Here is a 15,835-nt window from a genome sequence, read left to right on the forward strand (position 1 = left end):
GAGCTTTCCCCTGGCCTTGGGTGTCAGGTCAGCGTTGGCATGGGTAACGTAGGACACGAGAGCCTCCTGGCGTCGAGATGAGTGTGGTAACCCAAATCGATACCGGAGGCTCTCGTTTCTTACATCACGCCACGCTGTTCATAACCTCCGTGGGAAATACACCTAGTGCACCCCCATGCAAAACAAACCCCCATGGACACCGGATGGAAACCGAACAGCCGGAGATTCGGACAACCGGGCACTAGGTGTGTTGGGAAAGCTAGGGGGTACCGGAACAGCAGGGCGCCCGGACCCTCAAGGAGTCCGGGCGCCCTGTCCCGTATTCGTACTTCCTGCTAGGCGTCCTGCCAGCCGCTGCCTTCCACGAAGGTGGCAACCAGCTTGCCGATGCCGGACTGGAGCGAGTTGGACGGGTCCTCATACAGTGAGGCCTGGGTGGCCCGGCTGTGGATGATGAGTTGCTCGGCTTCGAGCTTGGCTTCCGGGACTGTCGCACCGACGATGCCGGTCCGCGCCTGAAGCTCGGGCGTGTGCACGATTTCAGCGTCCGTCTCCGAGAGCGGGATGGTGTTCCCCGTCCGGATTTCGTCGTACGGGAACTCGAATTCGGCGTTGTCGGGGCCAGCGGGAACCGTGTACTCCAGGAAGTAAGTCATGGTCCCAGCCTTGCAGAAAGCCCGGATGGCCGAAAGTGCGACGTGCCTGAAGCGCCGAGTGAACAGCACCGTCCGGAGGCCAGCGAGCATGCCACCCTTCGCGTGTTACCGCCCGGCGGCGTAACCCTGCGCACCACGCGGATTGGCGGCAGCCTGCAGGACCCCGGTCGCCGGGTCACGCACGACGGCGGACAGACGTCCCAGCGTCCAGTCACCGGCGCGGGTGATGCGGTGCCCTCTTCGTTCGAGTCCGGTAATGACGTCGTTCCCCAGCCGATCCTCGACGACGGCCCCACCGGGTTCCCAGGTTCGGGGCCAGAACGAGCCAGGCATCGACGTCGTATGGAAAGCCGGCGCATCGATGGCCTGCTGCGGCGAGTACCCGCCGACGATTGTCCGCAGCAGATAAAGCAGCTGCCACTGGTCCTGCTGGTCCCCACCCGGAGAGCCAAGCGCCACGACTGCGCCGCCGTCGCGCAGCACCAGGGTCGGAGTCAGCGTTGTTCGGGGCCGCTTACCGGGAGTCAGCGTGGAGGGGGTTCCCGGTTCTAGCCACGTCATCTGCAGCCGGGTCCCCAGGCAAAAGCCCAGTTCCGGAATTGCCGGCGACGATTGCAACCAGCCCCCTGACGGCGTTGCCGAGACCATGTTCCCCCAGCGGTCCACGACGTCGATATGGCAGGTGTCGCCGCGGGTCTCCCCTGTCGGTCCCACGGTGGGCTCCCCCACCGCGGCAGCGGCATCGCCGCTGACATCGCCGCCTGAACCGCCGTCGTCACCCGTGAGTGCGGGCGCAACATACTCCGTGCGCAGCTGCGGGATATACGGTTCCCGCCCGGGGACCCGGCCCGGACGAAACTCATGGGAAGCCTGCTCGGTGATCAACTGGCGGCGCTCAGCTGCGTAGTCTGCGGACAGCAGGTAATCGAGGGGCACATCGGCGTCGCCGTAGTACGCCTCGCGGTCGGCGAGCGCGAGTTTCAGCGCTTCGAGGATCGTGTGGGCGCCGAGTTCAGTGGACGGATCGAGGTGTTCGTCATCGAAGCCGTCCAGGATGGCGAGGGTCTGCAGCAGCGCCGGACCCTGCCCCCAAGGTCCGGTCTTGGCAATCCTGTGACCCCGAAATTCCAGAGTGGCGGCCTCCTCATAGCCCGCCCGGAACCCGGCCATATCGGCCATGGTCAGCACGCCGCGGTGGTCTGTCCCGGACGAGTGGCGGTGTGGCGTCTGCACGGCCTTGGCCACGGCCCGGGCCACGAAGCCCTCGCTCCATTCGCGGCGGGCGGCGTCGATCCGCGACTCGCGGGTGTGGCCAGCGGTCGCACCGACAGCCTCGCCGATGCCTGCGCCGGCCTGAACAAGTCTCTGCAGGGTGCGGGCATGGGCTGGATTCCGGACCAGCTCGCCCTCCTCGGGAATCCGTCCTCCTGGCATCCACAGGTCGGCAGACGTTGGCCAATGGTCACGGAACAGCTCGGAAACCGCCGAGATGGTGCCGCAAACCCGCCCCAGAACAGGGTGCCCGTCCCGCGCATACGCGATCGCGAAGTCCAGCACCTCCGCGAGTTCCCAGGTTCCATGATCCCGGAGAAGCAAAAGCCAGGCGTCGACGGCGCCCGGCACCGCGGCGGCGAGCGGACCGGAGCCCGGCACCAGCTCCAGCCCCTCGCCCCGGTAGTGCTGGACGGTAGCTCCGGCAGGCGCCGGGCCCTGGCCCATGAGCACGACCGGCCTTCCCGGCTCCTCGGCCGTGCTGAACAAGCCGGTCAAGTCGCCGCCGGGACCGTTGAGGTGGGGTTCCACCACGTGCAGCACGAACGCGGCTGCGGTCGCCGCGTCGAAGGCGTTGCCGCCGCGCTCGAGCACAGACTGCGCTGTTGCCGTGGCGAGCCAGTGTGTCGATGCAGCCATCCCGAACGTGCCTCGCAGGGTGGGGCGGGTGGTGAACGGGTCCGGCGGCGTGAAACTCATGCCGTTACTCTAGGCACCAGGTTCGATCGTGTCTGGGACAACGCGCCCGCAACACGGACCGTACTCTGATCCCAGACAATGCCCGCGCGGGCGCCGCGCCGTGGGACAGGTGCTCGATTTCTTGCCGGTTCGCCTACTTCGCGAGGCCAGCTTTCCGTAGCGCTTCCGCCATGGCAGTGTTCGCCGGAGCCGGCGCGGGCTTCTGGGGCGCGGGCTTCTCCCTGCGGCCGCCGCCCGCAGAACCGCCACCGCCTGATGGGCCTCCGCCGCCCGCAGAACCGCCGCGCCCAGGACGGCCACCACCGGTGGCTTGGCGCCCGCCGGCCTGTGCCGGTTCGTCGTCGAGCCTCAGGGTCAGGGAAATCCTCTTCCGTTCCGCATCGGCTTCGAGCACCTTCACGCGCACCACCTGGCCCGACTTCACCACTTCCCGCGGGTCGGACACGAAGCGGTTCGCCAGCGCCGACACGTGCACCAGCCCGTCCTGGTGCACTCCAACGTCCACGAACGCGCCGAACGCTGCCACATTGGTGACCGTCCCCTCCAGCACCATCCCGGGCCTCAGATCTGAAATCTTCTCGATCCCCTCGGAGAACGTGGCCGCCTTGAACGCCGGCCGGGGGTCGCGGCCTGGCTTCTCGAGCTCGGCGATGATGTCCCGCACCGTCGGCAGACCGAACGTACCGTCCACAAAGTCCTGCGGGTTCAGGGCGCTGGCCCCGGAAAGCCCGCCAGATGGCAGCCCTCCCTGGGAGCCCCCGCCGGCCTTGCCTGCGGCGGCACCCGAAGCCCCAACCGAAATGGCACCGGCGGCGGCCATGATCTTCCGGGCCACAGGATACGACTCCGGGTGGACACTGGACGCATCCAAGGGCTCTGCTCCCCCGGTGATCCGCAGGAATCCGGCGCACTGCTCGAACGCCTTCGCACCCAGCCGCGGCACCTTCTTCAACTCGCTGCGTTTGGCGAACGGACCGTGCTCGTTGCGGTAGGCCACGATGTTCTCGCTCAGCAGCGGGCCGACGCCGGCCACCCGGCTCAGCAGCGCGGGCGACGCCGTGTTCACGTCCACGCCCACCGCATTCACACAGTCCTCCACCACGGCGTCCAGGCTGCGGTCCAGCTTGGCGGCGGTGACGTCGTGCTGGTACTGCCCGACACCAATCGACTTCGGATCGATCTTCACCAGTTCGGCCAGCGGATCCTGCAGGCGCCGCGCAATCGACACCGCCCCGCGGAGCGACACGTCCATGCCTGGCAGTTCAGCCGCGGCCAGCGCCGACGCCGAATACACGGACGCGCCAGCCTCGGACACCACCAGCTTCTGCGGCGCAGCCGCCGCTCCCCCACCCGGGGCCGCGGCCGACAGCTGCTTGATCAGTTCGGCAGCCAGTTTGTCCGTCTCGCGAGACGCCGTGCCGTTGCCGATCGCCACGAGTTCGACGGCGTGCTGGCGCGCCAGCCGGCCGAGCGTCGCCAGGGCCTCGTCCCACTTGCGGGCTGGCGCATGCGGATACACCGTGTCCGTGGCCACCACTTTTCCGGTGCCATCCACCACAGCCACCTTCACGCCCGTCCTCAGCCCGGGATCCAGGCCAAGAGTGGCGCGGTTTCCGGCCGGCGCGGCGAGCAGCACGTCGCGCAGGTTGGCGGCGAACACGCGGACGGCCTCATCTTCGGCTGCCGCGAACATCCGCCCGCGCAGATCAGCCGTCAGCCGGGCAAGCACGCGGGAGCGCCAGGCCATCTGCGCAGTCTGGAGGAGCCACGCGTCCGCCGGGCGGCCGCGGTCCGCAACCCCGAGGAACCTGGCCACCGCGGACTCGTAGCGGGCACGCGCGGCGGCGAGGGCGTCGTCGTCGGCCGGGTCCGCCTCGGCGAGATCGAGCTCCAGCACGCCGTCTTTCTCGCCGCGCAGCAACGCGAGGACGCGGTGCGACGGCATTCCGCTGGGAGCCTGCGAGAAGTCGAAATAGTCCGCGAACTTCTGGCCCTCAGTCTCCTTGCCCTTCTTGACGCGCGACACCATCCGGCCCTGCGTCCAGAGGCGCTCGCGCAGCGTTTCTGCGAGATCCGGATCCTGCGCCACACGTTCCACGAGGATGGAGCGTGCACCGGCGAGCGCTGCAGCAGCATCATCAATGGCGTGCTCGGTGTTCAGGTACTTCGCCGCCTCGCGCTCCGGGTCCAGTTCGGGGCGTTTGAGCAGCGCGTCGGCGAGCGGTTCCAGCCCGGCCTCCCGCGCGATCTGCGCCTTGGTGCGGCGCTTGGACTTGAAGGGCAGGTAGATGTCCTCGAGCCTCGATTTGGTATCAGCCCCGACGACGGCGGCCTCCAGTTCCGGGGTCAGCTTGCCTTGCGCGGCAATCGCCTCAAGAACCGCACGACGGCGGTCCTCGAGTTCGCGGAGGTAGCGCAGGCGCTCGTCGAGATCGCGCAGCTGGGTGTCGTCAAGCGTCCCGGTGGCTTCCTTGCGGTAGCGGGCGATGAAGGGGACGGTGGATCCGCCGTCGAGCAGGTCCACGGCTGCCTTCACCTGCCAGGCTTTGACGCCGAGCTCGGCAGCGATCTGCGCGGCGATGCGCTGGGCAAGATCGCCCGTGCCGCCGGTCTCAGGGGTTCGTGCCGGGGTTGGATTCTGGGCTGGCGAGGGCGCGGAAGGGGCTTGCGGGATTTGGGTCACCACAACATTTTGCCCTACACAGACTGGTCCGGCACGGAACGGACGAAAGCACCACGCAGTCAAACACCCGAACCGGGCCGGGCGCCCGCGCAGCAACCCCGGTCTACCCAGGTGTGGGCTTAAGTGGTGTAGTGACTGTAGGAAGCAGAAATCCTCCAGGTAGGCGGTGCACCATGCAGGAATTGCTCATCATTCTTCAGGATGGCTTCCATGACGACGACGTCGCCATCACTGTCAACGGCAAGGAAGCACGGTATGACCGCGAGGTCACCACGCGGGAGCTGCTCGGAATGGCCGAGGAAGTGTCTGTGGAACTGCCCGCGAAAGGCGCAACCGTGGGCGTGGAGGTGGTCAGCCGGAACCTCATGGCGGAGAAGAAGCTGCACGGGCGGCCGCGGAGCCTGTTGGTGTCCATCGAGGACGGCCAGCTTGTCCTGAGTGAAGGGACCGGGCGGGAGGCGTTCCTTTAGCCCTGTTCGTTCCGTGCCACGCCGTGGGCGCCGGTCTCCGCCAAGGCTTCATCCAGCACTTTGCCGAAGTTGGCTGCCTCGTGGGCGAACCGTCCGAGGAAGAGCCCGGACACGCCGTCGAGCGTTGGCAGCAGTCCGGGCTTGGCGGAGCCTCCGTAAATAATCGGCAGGCCTGCCAGGCCGTGCACGCCGAGCTGCCCGCGGAGGTGCTTCACGGCGTCGGAGACGTAGTCGGCGCTGGCCGGTTCGGCGGCACCGATGGCCCATACCGGCTCGTAGGCGATAACCAGCCGGGAGGCGAGCTCCCAGTCTCCGCCGGTCGCAGCCTTGATCTGGCCGTAAACGAACGAAGCGGCGGCCTCGGCGGAGGACCCGGACTCCGTCCCGGAAGCCGGCCCCGCCGTCTCCTCACCGACACACAGCAAAGGGGTGATGCCGGCGTCGTCTGCTGCCTTGACCTTGAGCGCGATCATGGCGTCATCCTCGCCGAAGTGCTGGCGCCGTTCGGCATGGCCGATCTCCACCAGGCGTACGCCGAGCTCCGAGAGCAGTGACGGCGACACCTCGCCGGTCCACGGGCCGTCCGCCCAGCCGCAGTCCTGGGCGCCGAGAAGGATCGGCGAGCCGGCCAGGATGTCGGCGGCGGCGGGCAGCAGGGGGAAGGACGGAATGACGAACGGGACCGCCCGCCCGGCACCGAGTGCCGGGCGGGCGTCCACTTCGCGGCGCAGCTCGCCCAGCCAGCGCAGGCTGTCCTTGTACCCCAGGTACATCTTCGTGCTGACACCGACGTAGATGGTGTCCGGGGTGGTGTGACCTGCTGTGCCGGCGGGGCTGGGCTGCGTCATCGTGGTTTTTCTGCTCCTGTTTGGCGGGGTTCAGCGCTTAGTTGATCGGCGCCGGACCGAGGTCCTCGATGAGCTTCTGCATGGCCACGTAGGCCTTGTTGCGGTAGGCGATCAGCTCGGGCGTGCGCTCGGCCGGGACGTTCAGGAAGCCCGCACCGGTCTTGGTGCCCAGCTTCCCGGCTTCCACGAGGTCCGTGAGGATCTTCGGCGTGGCAAAGCGCTCCGGGAAGTCCGTCTGCAGGGACTTGTAGCAGAAGTTGTAGACGTCCAGGCCGGCCATGTCGGCGATGGCGAACGGTCCGAAGAACGGCAGCCGGAAGCCGAAGGTGGTGCGGACCAGGGTGTCCACGTCCTCCGCAGTCGCGATGCCCTGCTCCACCAGCTGTGCGGCTTCGTGGAACAGCGCATACTGCAGGCGGTTCAGCACGAACCCCGTGACGTCCTTGACCACGGCGGTCTGCTTGTTGGCACCGTGCACGAGATCGCGCACTGCGCCAACGGTTTCGGCCGACGTTCCGGCGTGCGGGATGATCTCCACGCCGGGGATGAACGGCGACGGGTTGGAGAAGTGCACGCCCAGGAAACGCTCCGGGTTGGCCACCGGCTGCGACAGGTCCGCAATGGAAATAGTGGACGTGTTGGAACCGATGATGGCGTCCGCTCGGGCGGCAGCGCTGATGCGGGCCAGGGTCTCGTGCTTGATCGCGATGACTTCAGGAACCGCCTCTTCGATGAAGTCGGCGTCCGCCACGGCTTCCTCGATGTCCTTCGCGGCCCAAAGGTTCTGCTTCAGGATCTCCGTGGAGCCTGCCGGGAACAGGCCGTCCGCCACAAACTGGTCGGATTCGGTCAGAAGGCGCTCGTAGTTCTTCTGCGCCACCTCCGCGGACACGTCGGCCAGGGCAACGCGCGCCCCGCCCAGCGCCAGGACCTGGGCGATGCCGCCGCCCATGTAGCCAGACCCGACGACGGCAAACTTGCGTGAGCTGGTTGGTGTCTCTGTCATGATTCAGTCAGCCTTCGTGTAGTCGGGTTCGTAGGAGCCGATGGCGTCCACCTTGGCCGCCGAGGACGAGTACTCGTCGAAGCGGTGGCTCAGCCATTCGCCCACGAGCTTTTTGGCAAGTTCCAGGCCGATCACGCGCTGGCCCATGGTGAGGACCTGGGCGTTGTTGCTCAGGACCGAACGTTCCACCGAGTAGCTGTCATGCGCGGTGACGGCACGGATGCCGGGGACCTTGTTGGCCGCAATGGCCACACCGAGGCCCGTGCCACAGATGAGCAGCGCGCGGTCGGCTTCGCCCTCGGCCACCTTGCGGGCAGCGGTGACGGCGAGGTGCGGATACGCGGTGGAGTCATTGGCGGCCACGCCGATGTCCACAACGGAGGCCACGCGGTCGTCGGCCTCCAGGAGTGCCTTCAGCGCTTCCTTGTATTCAACGCCGGCCTCATCGTTGCCGATGACAATGCGCCAGCCTGCGGTGTCAGTCATTTTTTGCTCCATTTCCGGCCGCTGCGGCCATGTCGGATGAGGCCAGGTCAGACGTGGCCGGTTCAGATTGGATGTAGCGGGCAATCCGTTCAGTGATCAGGCCGAAAGAGACTGCACCAGGGTCTGGATGGCCAAGGCTCTTTTCAGCCAGTGGGCGGGCCCGGCCCTTCAGGGGCCGCAGGTCCGCGGTCTGCCGGGCTGCTTCCGTAGCCGCGGCAGCTGCTGCGGCGAGGGCGCCGCTGAGGGTGGCGCCGCCGTCGTGCTCTTTGCGGAACGCGTCCTGGAACGGCAGGAGCGCGTCCACCATTGTCTTGTCCCCCGGCTCGGCCTTGCCGAGTGCGGTGATGGCGCTGCTGAAGGCGTCCACCGCTGCGGCGGCGTCCTCGGCACGGTAGGAGTCGCGGTTGCCCAGTGCGATTCCCGCCGCGATGACTGCAGATCCCCAGAGGGCACCGGAAGTTCCACCGGCGCGCTCGCTCCAGGCCTCGCCTGCGGCCGTGAGCACCCGTTCAACCGAGGCTCCGGCGGCGGCGTTCTGCTCGCCGGCTGTCGCAGCGGCGTCCACGCCGCGGCGCATGCCGATGCCGTGGTCGCCGTCGCCGGCGATGGCATCCAGGTTGCCGAGTTCCTCTTCGTGTTCGACGACGACGTCCCGCACCTGCGCGAGGACGGCGGCCGCCAGCCTGCCCAGGTCAGCGGACGCGGCGGTGGCCGTCTCGGTCTCTTCAGTCACCGCGTCCTCGGCTCCGGCAAGTTCGCGGCGGGCGCGCGGGGCGAGATTGCCCTTGCGGAACGCCGGCGTGTCGGCGGGCGCAGCCCAGTACTGCTCGATTTCGTCGTCCAGCCACAGCAGGGTCAGGGAAAGCCCTGACATGTCCAGGCTCGTGACCAGCTCTCCGCATTCAGGTTCCACTACGGTCAGCCCGGCCTTGTTCAGGAGAGGTTCGACCTTGCCGAACAGCAGGAACAGTTCGTCGTACTTGACGGTGCCGAGGCCATTGACGATGGCCACCACGCGGTCACCGGCGTCCTCAGGCTTGTCCCCGAGGAGCCTGGAGACGAGCAGTTCGGCCAGCTCGGAAGCCGTGGGCATGGGGTGTTCGGAAATTCCGGGTTCGCCGTGGATTCCGAGTCCCAGCGACATCTGGCCTTCGGGCACAGAGAAGAGGGGCTCGCTGGCACCGGGCAGTGTGCAGCCGTCGAAGGCCACGCCGAGGGAGCGGGTGCGGTGGTTGGTCTTGATGGCGAGGCGTTCCACCTCGTCCAGGTTCAGGCCTGCCTCGGCGGCGGCACCCGCGACCTTGAAGACGGTGAGGTCGCCGGCGATGCCGCGGCGCTTCTCAATCTGGTCCAGCGGAGCGCTGGCAATGTCATCGGTGACCAGCACGGTACGGGTCTCGATGCCTTCAGCGTTGAGGCGCAGCTGGGCCTGGCCGAAGTGCAGGACATCGCCCGCGTAGTTGCCGTAGCTGAGGAGCACGCCGCCGCCGGCGTTGGCGGCCTTGGCCACGCGGTAGACCTGCCCGGCGGCGGGCGAAGCGAACATGTTGCCGCAGGCGGAGGCTGCCGCCAGGCCGGGTCCGACGAGTCCGGCGAAGGCCGGGTAGTGTCCGGAGCCGCCGCCGATCACGAGGGCCACCTGGCCGGGGGTCATCTCGGTGGAGCGGACAACGCCGCCGTCCACGCGGGCAACATAGCCGCGGTTGGCAGCCACGAAGCCGTCCAGCGCCTCATCCGCGAAATCAGCGGGATTGTCGAAGATCTGGGTCATGGTTCCTCATTGAATCCGAGTTGGGTTGATCAGTTCTGGTGGGCTCCGGCCGGCTTTTGGTCCGGACGGCCCCGGGAAGGCGGCTGCCGGAACAAAGCCCGGCTGCCGCCGTCGGAAGTTCAGTTCCGCTGGGAACCGGACCTCCGGAACGTTCAGGAAGAGGCGAGTTCGACGGCGGCCGGCCTCTGCCGTCCTTGGGCCACCAGGCTCTTGCCGAGCGCGTAGCCGTCCTTCTTGGGCAGGACGTGGCGGCGCAGGTATTCCTGGTTGCGGGCGGTGACGGACAGGCCGTCGCCGCCGTAGTGCTCGGTGCAGATGATGCCCTGGTAGCCGTTCGCGATGGCCACCTTGAATGCCTCGCGGTAGTTGATGAGGCCGCTTTCCATGGGGGCGGGCATGGCCACGTAGCTGTCGCGGGCCACGTCCTCGTCGCGGATGTAGTTCTTCATGTGCCAGTAGTTGGAGTACGGCATGGTCTTGGCGACCAATTCGCGCCAGTCTTCGATGGGGCGGTGCAGGCGGATGAGGTTTCCGATGTCCGGGTTGAGGCCAACGTTGGAAAGGCCGATGTCCTGAACCAGCTGCACGGAGGAGTCCGCCGTGCCGAGGTAGGTGTCCTCGTACATTTCGAGCGAGAGCAGAACGCCCACCTCTGCGGCGTGACGGCCCAGTTCGCGAAGCCGCGTGACAGCATTGTTCCAGGACTCCTTGTCCCCCGCCGGATCCTTGTAGCCTTCGACGGTCCAGAACCAGAGCTGCTTCTGCTGCTCCGGCGTGATCGCCTGGTGCAGGCCGAAGGAGACAACTTCGCAGCCCAGTTCAGCGGCGGCATCGATGGTGCGGTGGCTGTAGGCGAGGTTGGCTTCCCAGTTGCCTTCCTCGATCACGCTTCGGCGAATTGCGGAGATGACCGGGATGCCGATGCCCACGTTCTCGGCAGTCTGCTTGAACTCCGCGAGGCGCTCCTTGTTCAGGTCGCCGGGGCGGACCCAGCTGTCCGTGAGATCAGCATCGGCGAAGCCGGCTTCCTTGACCTCGGTGAGGACCTCGGCCCAAGCGGATGCGTCGGCGTCGTTGATGTTGGTTCCCTGGGCGTCGACGCCGGGGAATTGCAGCAGGGCCGCGGTGATTGGCCAGTTCTCAGCTGTATAAGCCACGCTTCTTACACTCCTTCGTGAATCCTGTTTCCTATAGGATCTACTATCCGAACTGGGCTGTCAAGGTTTTCAGGCGGCCCCTTCGCTAATCAAAGATCCTATAGGGATGCTCTTTAGCGTGGAGAGGGTCACTTTTGGAAGGTGCCCAACCAGCTCCCAGACGATGCCGTTTTGATGCGTGAAAACGACGCCTTCTGCTACCTACTTTGCCGCGCGCGGGCTAATACATCTAGTCGGCAGGCGCATCGGCGATGGCGCGGGCCCGGACCTTTTGGACATGGTCCTCCATTGCGGCTTCGGCCTTATCGGGGTCCCCCGTTGAGAATGCGTCCAGGACCGACTGGTGCTCGGCTATGGCGTATTCGGCGTCAGTGATGCCCACACCGCCGAAAAGCCGGAAGCGCTGAACCTGGCCGCCGAGGGCTGCGTAAGCGGCAACCATGAACTGGTTCCCGGTCTGTTGCGCGATGAGCTGGTGGAAGCGTTCGTCGGCTTCCAGGTAATCCTTGTATTCAGCGAACGACGGGCCTCGCGGCGCCGATTTGAGGTCGCTGACAGCCTGTTCGAGTTCCGCGAGCCGCTCGGGTGTGAGCCGTGCGCAGGCCAAACGGGCGTTCACCGGCTCGATGGCCAGCCGGGCCTCCATGAGCTCCGCGAAGTCCTCGCGAGTAAAAACAGGGGCGACGCGATATCCCTTCAACGCCACTCTCCGGACCATGCCCGTGTGCTCCAGCCGGGCAAGCGCCTCGCGGACTGGCGTAGGTGAGACATCGAGCTCGCGGGCCGTTCCATCGATGCTGACGGCGGCGCCGGGTTCCAGCCGCCCGTCCATGAGGGCGGTCAGCAGTTCCTCGTAAACGTGGTCGGCCAGGACCTGGCGGTTCACGGTCCGACCTCCACGGCGGTCGCTGGTCTGGTCGTCGTGTCGGCTGCTGACGCGGGTGCCGCTGGACGCTTTCTGCATGATCAAATCCTATAGGCGGGTGCAGTGCGGGGCTGCACGAGCGCGATGTGGGGGCTGCACGAGCCGTGAGGACTGCATAATTGCGGAAACAGGAGAGCCGCCCGGGTTGCGGGCGGCTCTCCTGGATGGCTGTGGCTGGACTGCCTTTGCGCCGCCGGGTCTGGCTACGCGGGCTGGTAGGCCGGGTAGTCGGTGTAGCCCTTTGCGCCTTCCCCGTAGAACGTGCTCGGGTCGAGCTCGTTCAGAGGCAGCCCCTCGCGCCAACGACGGGCGAGGTCAGGATTGCCGATGGCCGGCCGGCCAACCACCACGGCGTCCGCGTGGCCGTCCGAGACCAAGGAAACAGCCTCCTCGCGGGTGGTGATGTCGCCGAACCCGGTGTTGACGAGGAAGATGCCGTTGAAGCGGGCGCGCAGGTCCTGCACCAGTTCCCCCGTGGGATCGGCGTGCAGGATGCTGAGGTAGGCAAGGTTCAGCGGGGCGATCGAGTTCACCAGTACTTCATAGGTGGCTCGGACGTCCTCGACGTCGTTTTCTTCGATGCCCTGAACATGGTGCTCCGGGGAGATGCGGATACCCACGCGGTTGGCGCCCAGCGCTTCCACCACAGCATTGACGGTTTCGATGACGAACCGTGCACGCTTCTCGGGCGAGCCGCCGTAGCTGTCCGTGCGAACGTTGGTGTTCGGAGCGAGGAACTCGTGCAGCAGGTAACCGTTGGCCGAGTGGAGCTCGACGCCGTCGAAACCCGCGTCGATCGCGTTGCGGGACGCCGTGACGATTTCCTGAATTACTACGGGAACCTCGTCCGTCGTCAGCTCGTGGGGAACGGGATGAGCCTGCTTGCCGTTGTAGGTCCGGGTTTCAGCGTCGACCGCGATGGCGCTCGGAGCGACGACGCGGTGGCCCCCGTTGATGTCCTCATGGGAGACGCGTCCGCCGTGCATGATCTGCGCGAAGATCCTGCCGTCCGCGGCGTGGACCGCATCCGTGACCTTCTTCCAGGCGGCGACTTGCTCTGGCGTGACGAGGCCGGGCTGTCCAGGGTAGGAGCGACCGGCCGGGGTGGGGTAAATGCCCTCGCTGACGATCAAGCCGAGGGACGCCCGCTGGCGGTAATGCTCCACCACGAGCGGCCCGGGCACGCCCTCTTTACCTGAGCGCACGCGAGTGAGAGGCGCCATGACGAGACGGTTGGGGAGTTCAAGCTCGCCGAGGCTCAAAGGGGAAAACAGCATGCGTGGTTCCTTTCAGAATGCATTTGGGTTCACCTGCTCCAACTGCCACGCGTGTGCAAGTATTCCGGGTGTGCTGAGGGTCACCTGCCGGGACCCATAGGAGGGAAGGGGACAGAAAGGACCGCCTGGTAGGGGCGCGGCCTACCGTCGCGAAGGTTAGAACAGCCACTGCTAGCGGCCCTTTGTCGCAGTCGCCCCCGGACAGCCCTGTCCGCTGGGGTTTGTGATGCAATCGTCGGCGTAGTTCCTGGTGACCGACCGCCAGACACTCACGGTTTGAGGGGCCGTACTGAACTGGCCCTGATTGGGTATGGGGAGCGCCGGGCCTCCGTTTACCGAATATGTGCCCTGGAAGTAGGTGGTCAGGACGACGTTGAAGTCCCCCGTTTGTGCGTAGGCATGACTCGTCCCTGTCTTCTCACCCCATCGATCCTGCGGCAGCGGCCCTCCCATGGTGGTAGTCGGGCCGAGCGACGTGCCGTCTCCGTAGTTCCAGCGGTATTGAACTGGCTTGGCGATGATCGCGACCTTCTGTCCGAGCATGATTACGTTGAAGGTCTGCTCAGATGCTTCAGCATAAAAGTTGGTCTCTGCGCCCCTAAGAGTGTGAGGAGTGGGCTGGATCCCCGAGATCCCCGCATTCACGGGGAGTTGCTCAAATCTCCGCTGAATTTGAGCTGCAATCCGGCCCAGGACGTCGGCCGGATCCTCTGTATAGACGCAACGGTCGGGGCGGATGGGGCTCCACACATCAGGTGGGCCAGCCAAGAAACGCTCGAACCACCGCACCGGCCGCCCATCTTTACCCGCATCACAATTAGCACGTGCAATACAGGCAGGATCTACGTCGTTTTGGTTGTTGACAATGCAGAGCATCTCATACTTGTAAGCCTTTTGAACCTGTGGTGCTTCAAAAGGCATGTCAACCCAATTTCCAGAGGCGTCCTCATGCCAAACGCCCACTCCAGACCCCGCCCAGTCGACAATGGGCTCCTCCGCCCCAGCCCTGCTGCCGGCCATCGACATCCATCCAAGAATCACAAGCGCCAAGCCAACAACACCTACGAGTCGACTCCCCCTGGCAGCCAAGGTTATCTAACCACCAACACGATCGACGTTGGTTACGAACCAACCGTTGGCTTTATACGTTGCAAGAAAAATGTCCGCAAGCAAGCTCGATCGCTGAAAAGTCTGTTTGATCGTTCCATCCGCTTGGCGGTAATTCACAGGTAGACGATGGTATTGCACGAGTACCTGTTGGTAACCATTGGCATCCGGTTTGAACTTTGTAGTTGCATCGAGAATTTCAAAGGCCCCGCCTTCTATCCATCTGCCTTTGGTGTTCCATGACTGGATAGTCGACCGGACCCTACCGCATGAGGCGCAGTTTTCTGCCGTGATTTCATCTACTGGTTGTAGATTCCCGGTCTCATACGCATAACTCATGAGTTGGTACCAGTACCTACTGAACGCCTCCAGCCCTTCCTTGGAATTCTTGTCCGCCAATGCCGGCTTGACCGGAACCGGAACATTTTGCGCCCTGCCCTTTGCGTCGGCCGGCTTATAGACGGGCGTCGGCTTCGGAGTGGGCGAGGCGCTCGGCGAAACGGACGCAGACGGCGAGGCCGAGGAAGGAGCCCCGGCGCTCGGCTCACCAGGGGGCGCGTCGCTATTGCTGCAGCCGCTAAGAGCTAGGAGGGAGACGGTGAGGCAGGAAATAGCAGAAAGGCGCAGGCGCCCGGCAATAGATGATCGAGAAGTCATGCGCAGCTAATCCCCCCGGATTGATGGCCCAGACATCTGTGTCCGAACAATGCTTAAAGGGTAGCTGAGGCTACACATTTGCGCTCAAAGTTATCCACAACCAAAGCACGCTTTTCAACCGTCCGGACTTCCCGGAAAATGGTTGTGCGGGCGAGCTGGCCTGACAGGCCTATGGCGGATTCGCGGGGACTGCTGCGAAAATTGCCGCACACCCCTATCGTTTTTCTACGCCACGTAGAAGAATGGAGCCATGATGTTCAATCACGCCGACGGCGATCCCATCCTTATCCTCGACGACGAACAGTGCTGGCAACTCCTGGAGGGCACCAAGCACGGCCGGCTCGTTGTCACCGTGGCCGGCGAGCCGGACATCTTCCCCGTCAACTACGTGACCAGCCGCCGCAAGCTCTACTTCCGCACGGCCCCCGGCAATAAGCTGGCCGAGCTGACCATCAACGACCGGGTTCTCTTCGAAACCGACGGCATCCTGTCGGACCAGGCGTGGTCTGTCGTCCTCCGGGGTACTGCCCGGGTCCTGAACAAGGCTGCCGAAATCGCCGAAGCTGAGGCGCTCGGGCTCGCTTCGTGGGTTCCGACGCTGAAGGATTTCTACGTCGAAATCGACCCCGGATCCGTCAGCGGGAGGCACTTCGACTTCGGCGAGCAGCCCGAACTCAACGCCTAGGTGTATTTCCCACGGAGGTTGTGAACAGCGTGGCGTGATGTAAGAAACGAGAGCCTCCGGTATCGATTTGGGTTACCACACTCATCTCGACGCCAGGAGGCTCTCGTGTCCTACGTTACCCATGCCAACGCTGACC

General features: G+C 65.5%; 14 protein-coding genes. 2 read left to right on the forward strand and 12 right to left on the reverse strand.

Going from position 1 to position 15,835, the window contains the following annotated elements; all coding sequences use genetic code 11:
* Positions 1-335: 335 nt before the first annotated feature.
* The 3 genes from JYA52_RS00830 to JYA52_RS00840 all read right to left on the reverse strand — a co-directional run bounded on the left by JYA52_RS00830 (position 336) and on the right by JYA52_RS00840 (position 5,310).
* Positions 336-656 carry a hypothetical protein gene (locus tag JYA52_RS00830; RefSeq protein ID WP_205651262.1) on the reverse strand — a complete coding sequence of 107 codons (321 nt, stop codon included), beginning with the start codon at positions 654-656 and terminating at the stop codon, positions 336-338.
* A 105-nt stretch (positions 657-761) separates the two neighbouring features.
* Positions 762-2,627, reverse strand: a complete 1,866-nt coding sequence (locus tag JYA52_RS00835; protein ID WP_205651263.1) for a gamma-glutamyltransferase family protein — start codon at positions 2,625-2,627, stop codon at positions 762-764.
* Between the two features lie 133 nt (positions 2,628-2,760).
* Positions 2,761-5,310, reverse strand: a complete 2,550-nt coding sequence (locus JYA52_RS00840; protein ID WP_205651264.1) for a Tex family protein — start codon at positions 5,308-5,310, stop codon at positions 2,761-2,763.
* A 173-nt stretch (positions 5,311-5,483) separates the two neighbouring features.
* Between JYA52_RS00840 and JYA52_RS00845 the strand changes: the two genes are divergently transcribed.
* Entirely contained in the window at positions 5,484-5,780 is a 297-nt protein-coding gene (locus JYA52_RS00845; RefSeq protein ID WP_205651265.1) for a hypothetical protein, read from the forward strand.
* On the opposite strand, the gene JYA52_RS00850 is transcribed toward JYA52_RS00845, so the two are convergent.
* The 9 genes from JYA52_RS00850 to JYA52_RS00890 all read right to left on the reverse strand — a co-directional run bounded on the left by JYA52_RS00850 (position 5,777) and on the right by JYA52_RS00890 (position 15,014).
* Positions 5,777-6,628, reverse strand: a complete 852-nt coding sequence (locus JYA52_RS00850; RefSeq protein ID WP_205651266.1) for a triose-phosphate isomerase family protein — start codon at positions 6,626-6,628, stop codon at positions 5,777-5,779. The two genes, JYA52_RS00845 and JYA52_RS00850, sit on opposite strands and share 4 nt — an antisense overlap.
* A 37-nt stretch (positions 6,629-6,665) precedes the next feature.
* Positions 6,666-7,634 (reverse strand): 3-hydroxyacyl-CoA dehydrogenase family protein, encoded by a 969-nt coding sequence (locus JYA52_RS00855; protein WP_205651267.1) that lies wholly within the window; start codon positions 7,632-7,634, stop codon positions 6,666-6,668.
* Between the two features lie 3 nt (positions 7,635-7,637).
* Positions 7,638-8,120 (reverse strand): ribose-5-phosphate isomerase, encoded by a 483-nt coding sequence (locus tag JYA52_RS00860; protein ID WP_205651268.1) that lies wholly within the window; start codon positions 8,118-8,120, stop codon positions 7,638-7,640.
* On the reverse strand, positions 8,113-9,891 hold the full coding sequence (gene dhaL / locus JYA52_RS00865; protein ID WP_205651269.1) for a dihydroxyacetone kinase subunit DhaL: 1,779 nt from the start codon (positions 9,889-9,891) through the stop codon (positions 8,113-8,115). Before dhaL ends, JYA52_RS00860 begins: the two co-directional genes overlap by 8 nt.
* 152 nt (positions 9,892-10,043) lie before the next feature.
* On the reverse strand, positions 10,044-11,048 hold the full coding sequence (locus JYA52_RS00870; RefSeq protein ID WP_205651270.1) for a sugar phosphate isomerase/epimerase family protein: 1,005 nt from the start codon (positions 11,046-11,048) through the stop codon (positions 10,044-10,046).
* Between the two features lie 229 nt (positions 11,049-11,277).
* The gene (locus tag JYA52_RS00875) at positions 11,278-12,012 is read right to left on the reverse strand and encodes a GntR family transcriptional regulator (protein ID WP_205651271.1); all 735 of its coding nucleotides are present in this window, start codon (positions 12,010-12,012) and stop codon (positions 11,278-11,280) included.
* 164 nt (positions 12,013-12,176) lie between these two features.
* Positions 12,177-13,250: an alkene reductase gene (locus JYA52_RS00880; RefSeq protein WP_205651272.1), complete on the reverse strand. Its 1,074-nt coding sequence runs from the start codon at positions 13,248-13,250 to the stop codon at positions 12,177-12,179.
* Between the two features lie 171 nt (positions 13,251-13,421).
* On the reverse strand, positions 13,422-14,171 hold the full coding sequence (locus JYA52_RS22245) for a PKD domain-containing protein (protein WP_240459819.1): 750 nt from the start codon (positions 14,169-14,171) through the stop codon (positions 13,422-13,424).
* 174 nt (positions 14,172-14,345) lie between these two features.
* Positions 14,346-15,014 (reverse strand): DUF6318 family protein, encoded by a 669-nt coding sequence (locus JYA52_RS00890; RefSeq protein ID WP_205651273.1) that lies wholly within the window; start codon positions 15,012-15,014, stop codon positions 14,346-14,348.
* Positions 15,015-15,264: 250 nt separating this feature from the next.
* Here JYA52_RS00890 and JYA52_RS00895 point away from each other — a divergent pair, with 250 nt between their 5' ends.
* Positions 15,265-15,699 carry a pyridoxamine 5'-phosphate oxidase family protein gene (locus JYA52_RS00895; RefSeq protein ID WP_205651274.1) on the forward strand — a complete coding sequence of 145 codons (435 nt, stop codon included), beginning with the start codon at positions 15,265-15,267 and terminating at the stop codon, positions 15,697-15,699.
* Positions 15,700-15,835 lie beyond the last annotated feature (136 nt).

The sequence above is a fragment of the Arthrobacter pascens genome (assembly GCF_017052465.1).
Lineage (GTDB): Bacteria > Actinomycetota > Actinomycetes > Actinomycetales > Micrococcaceae > Arthrobacter > Arthrobacter pascens.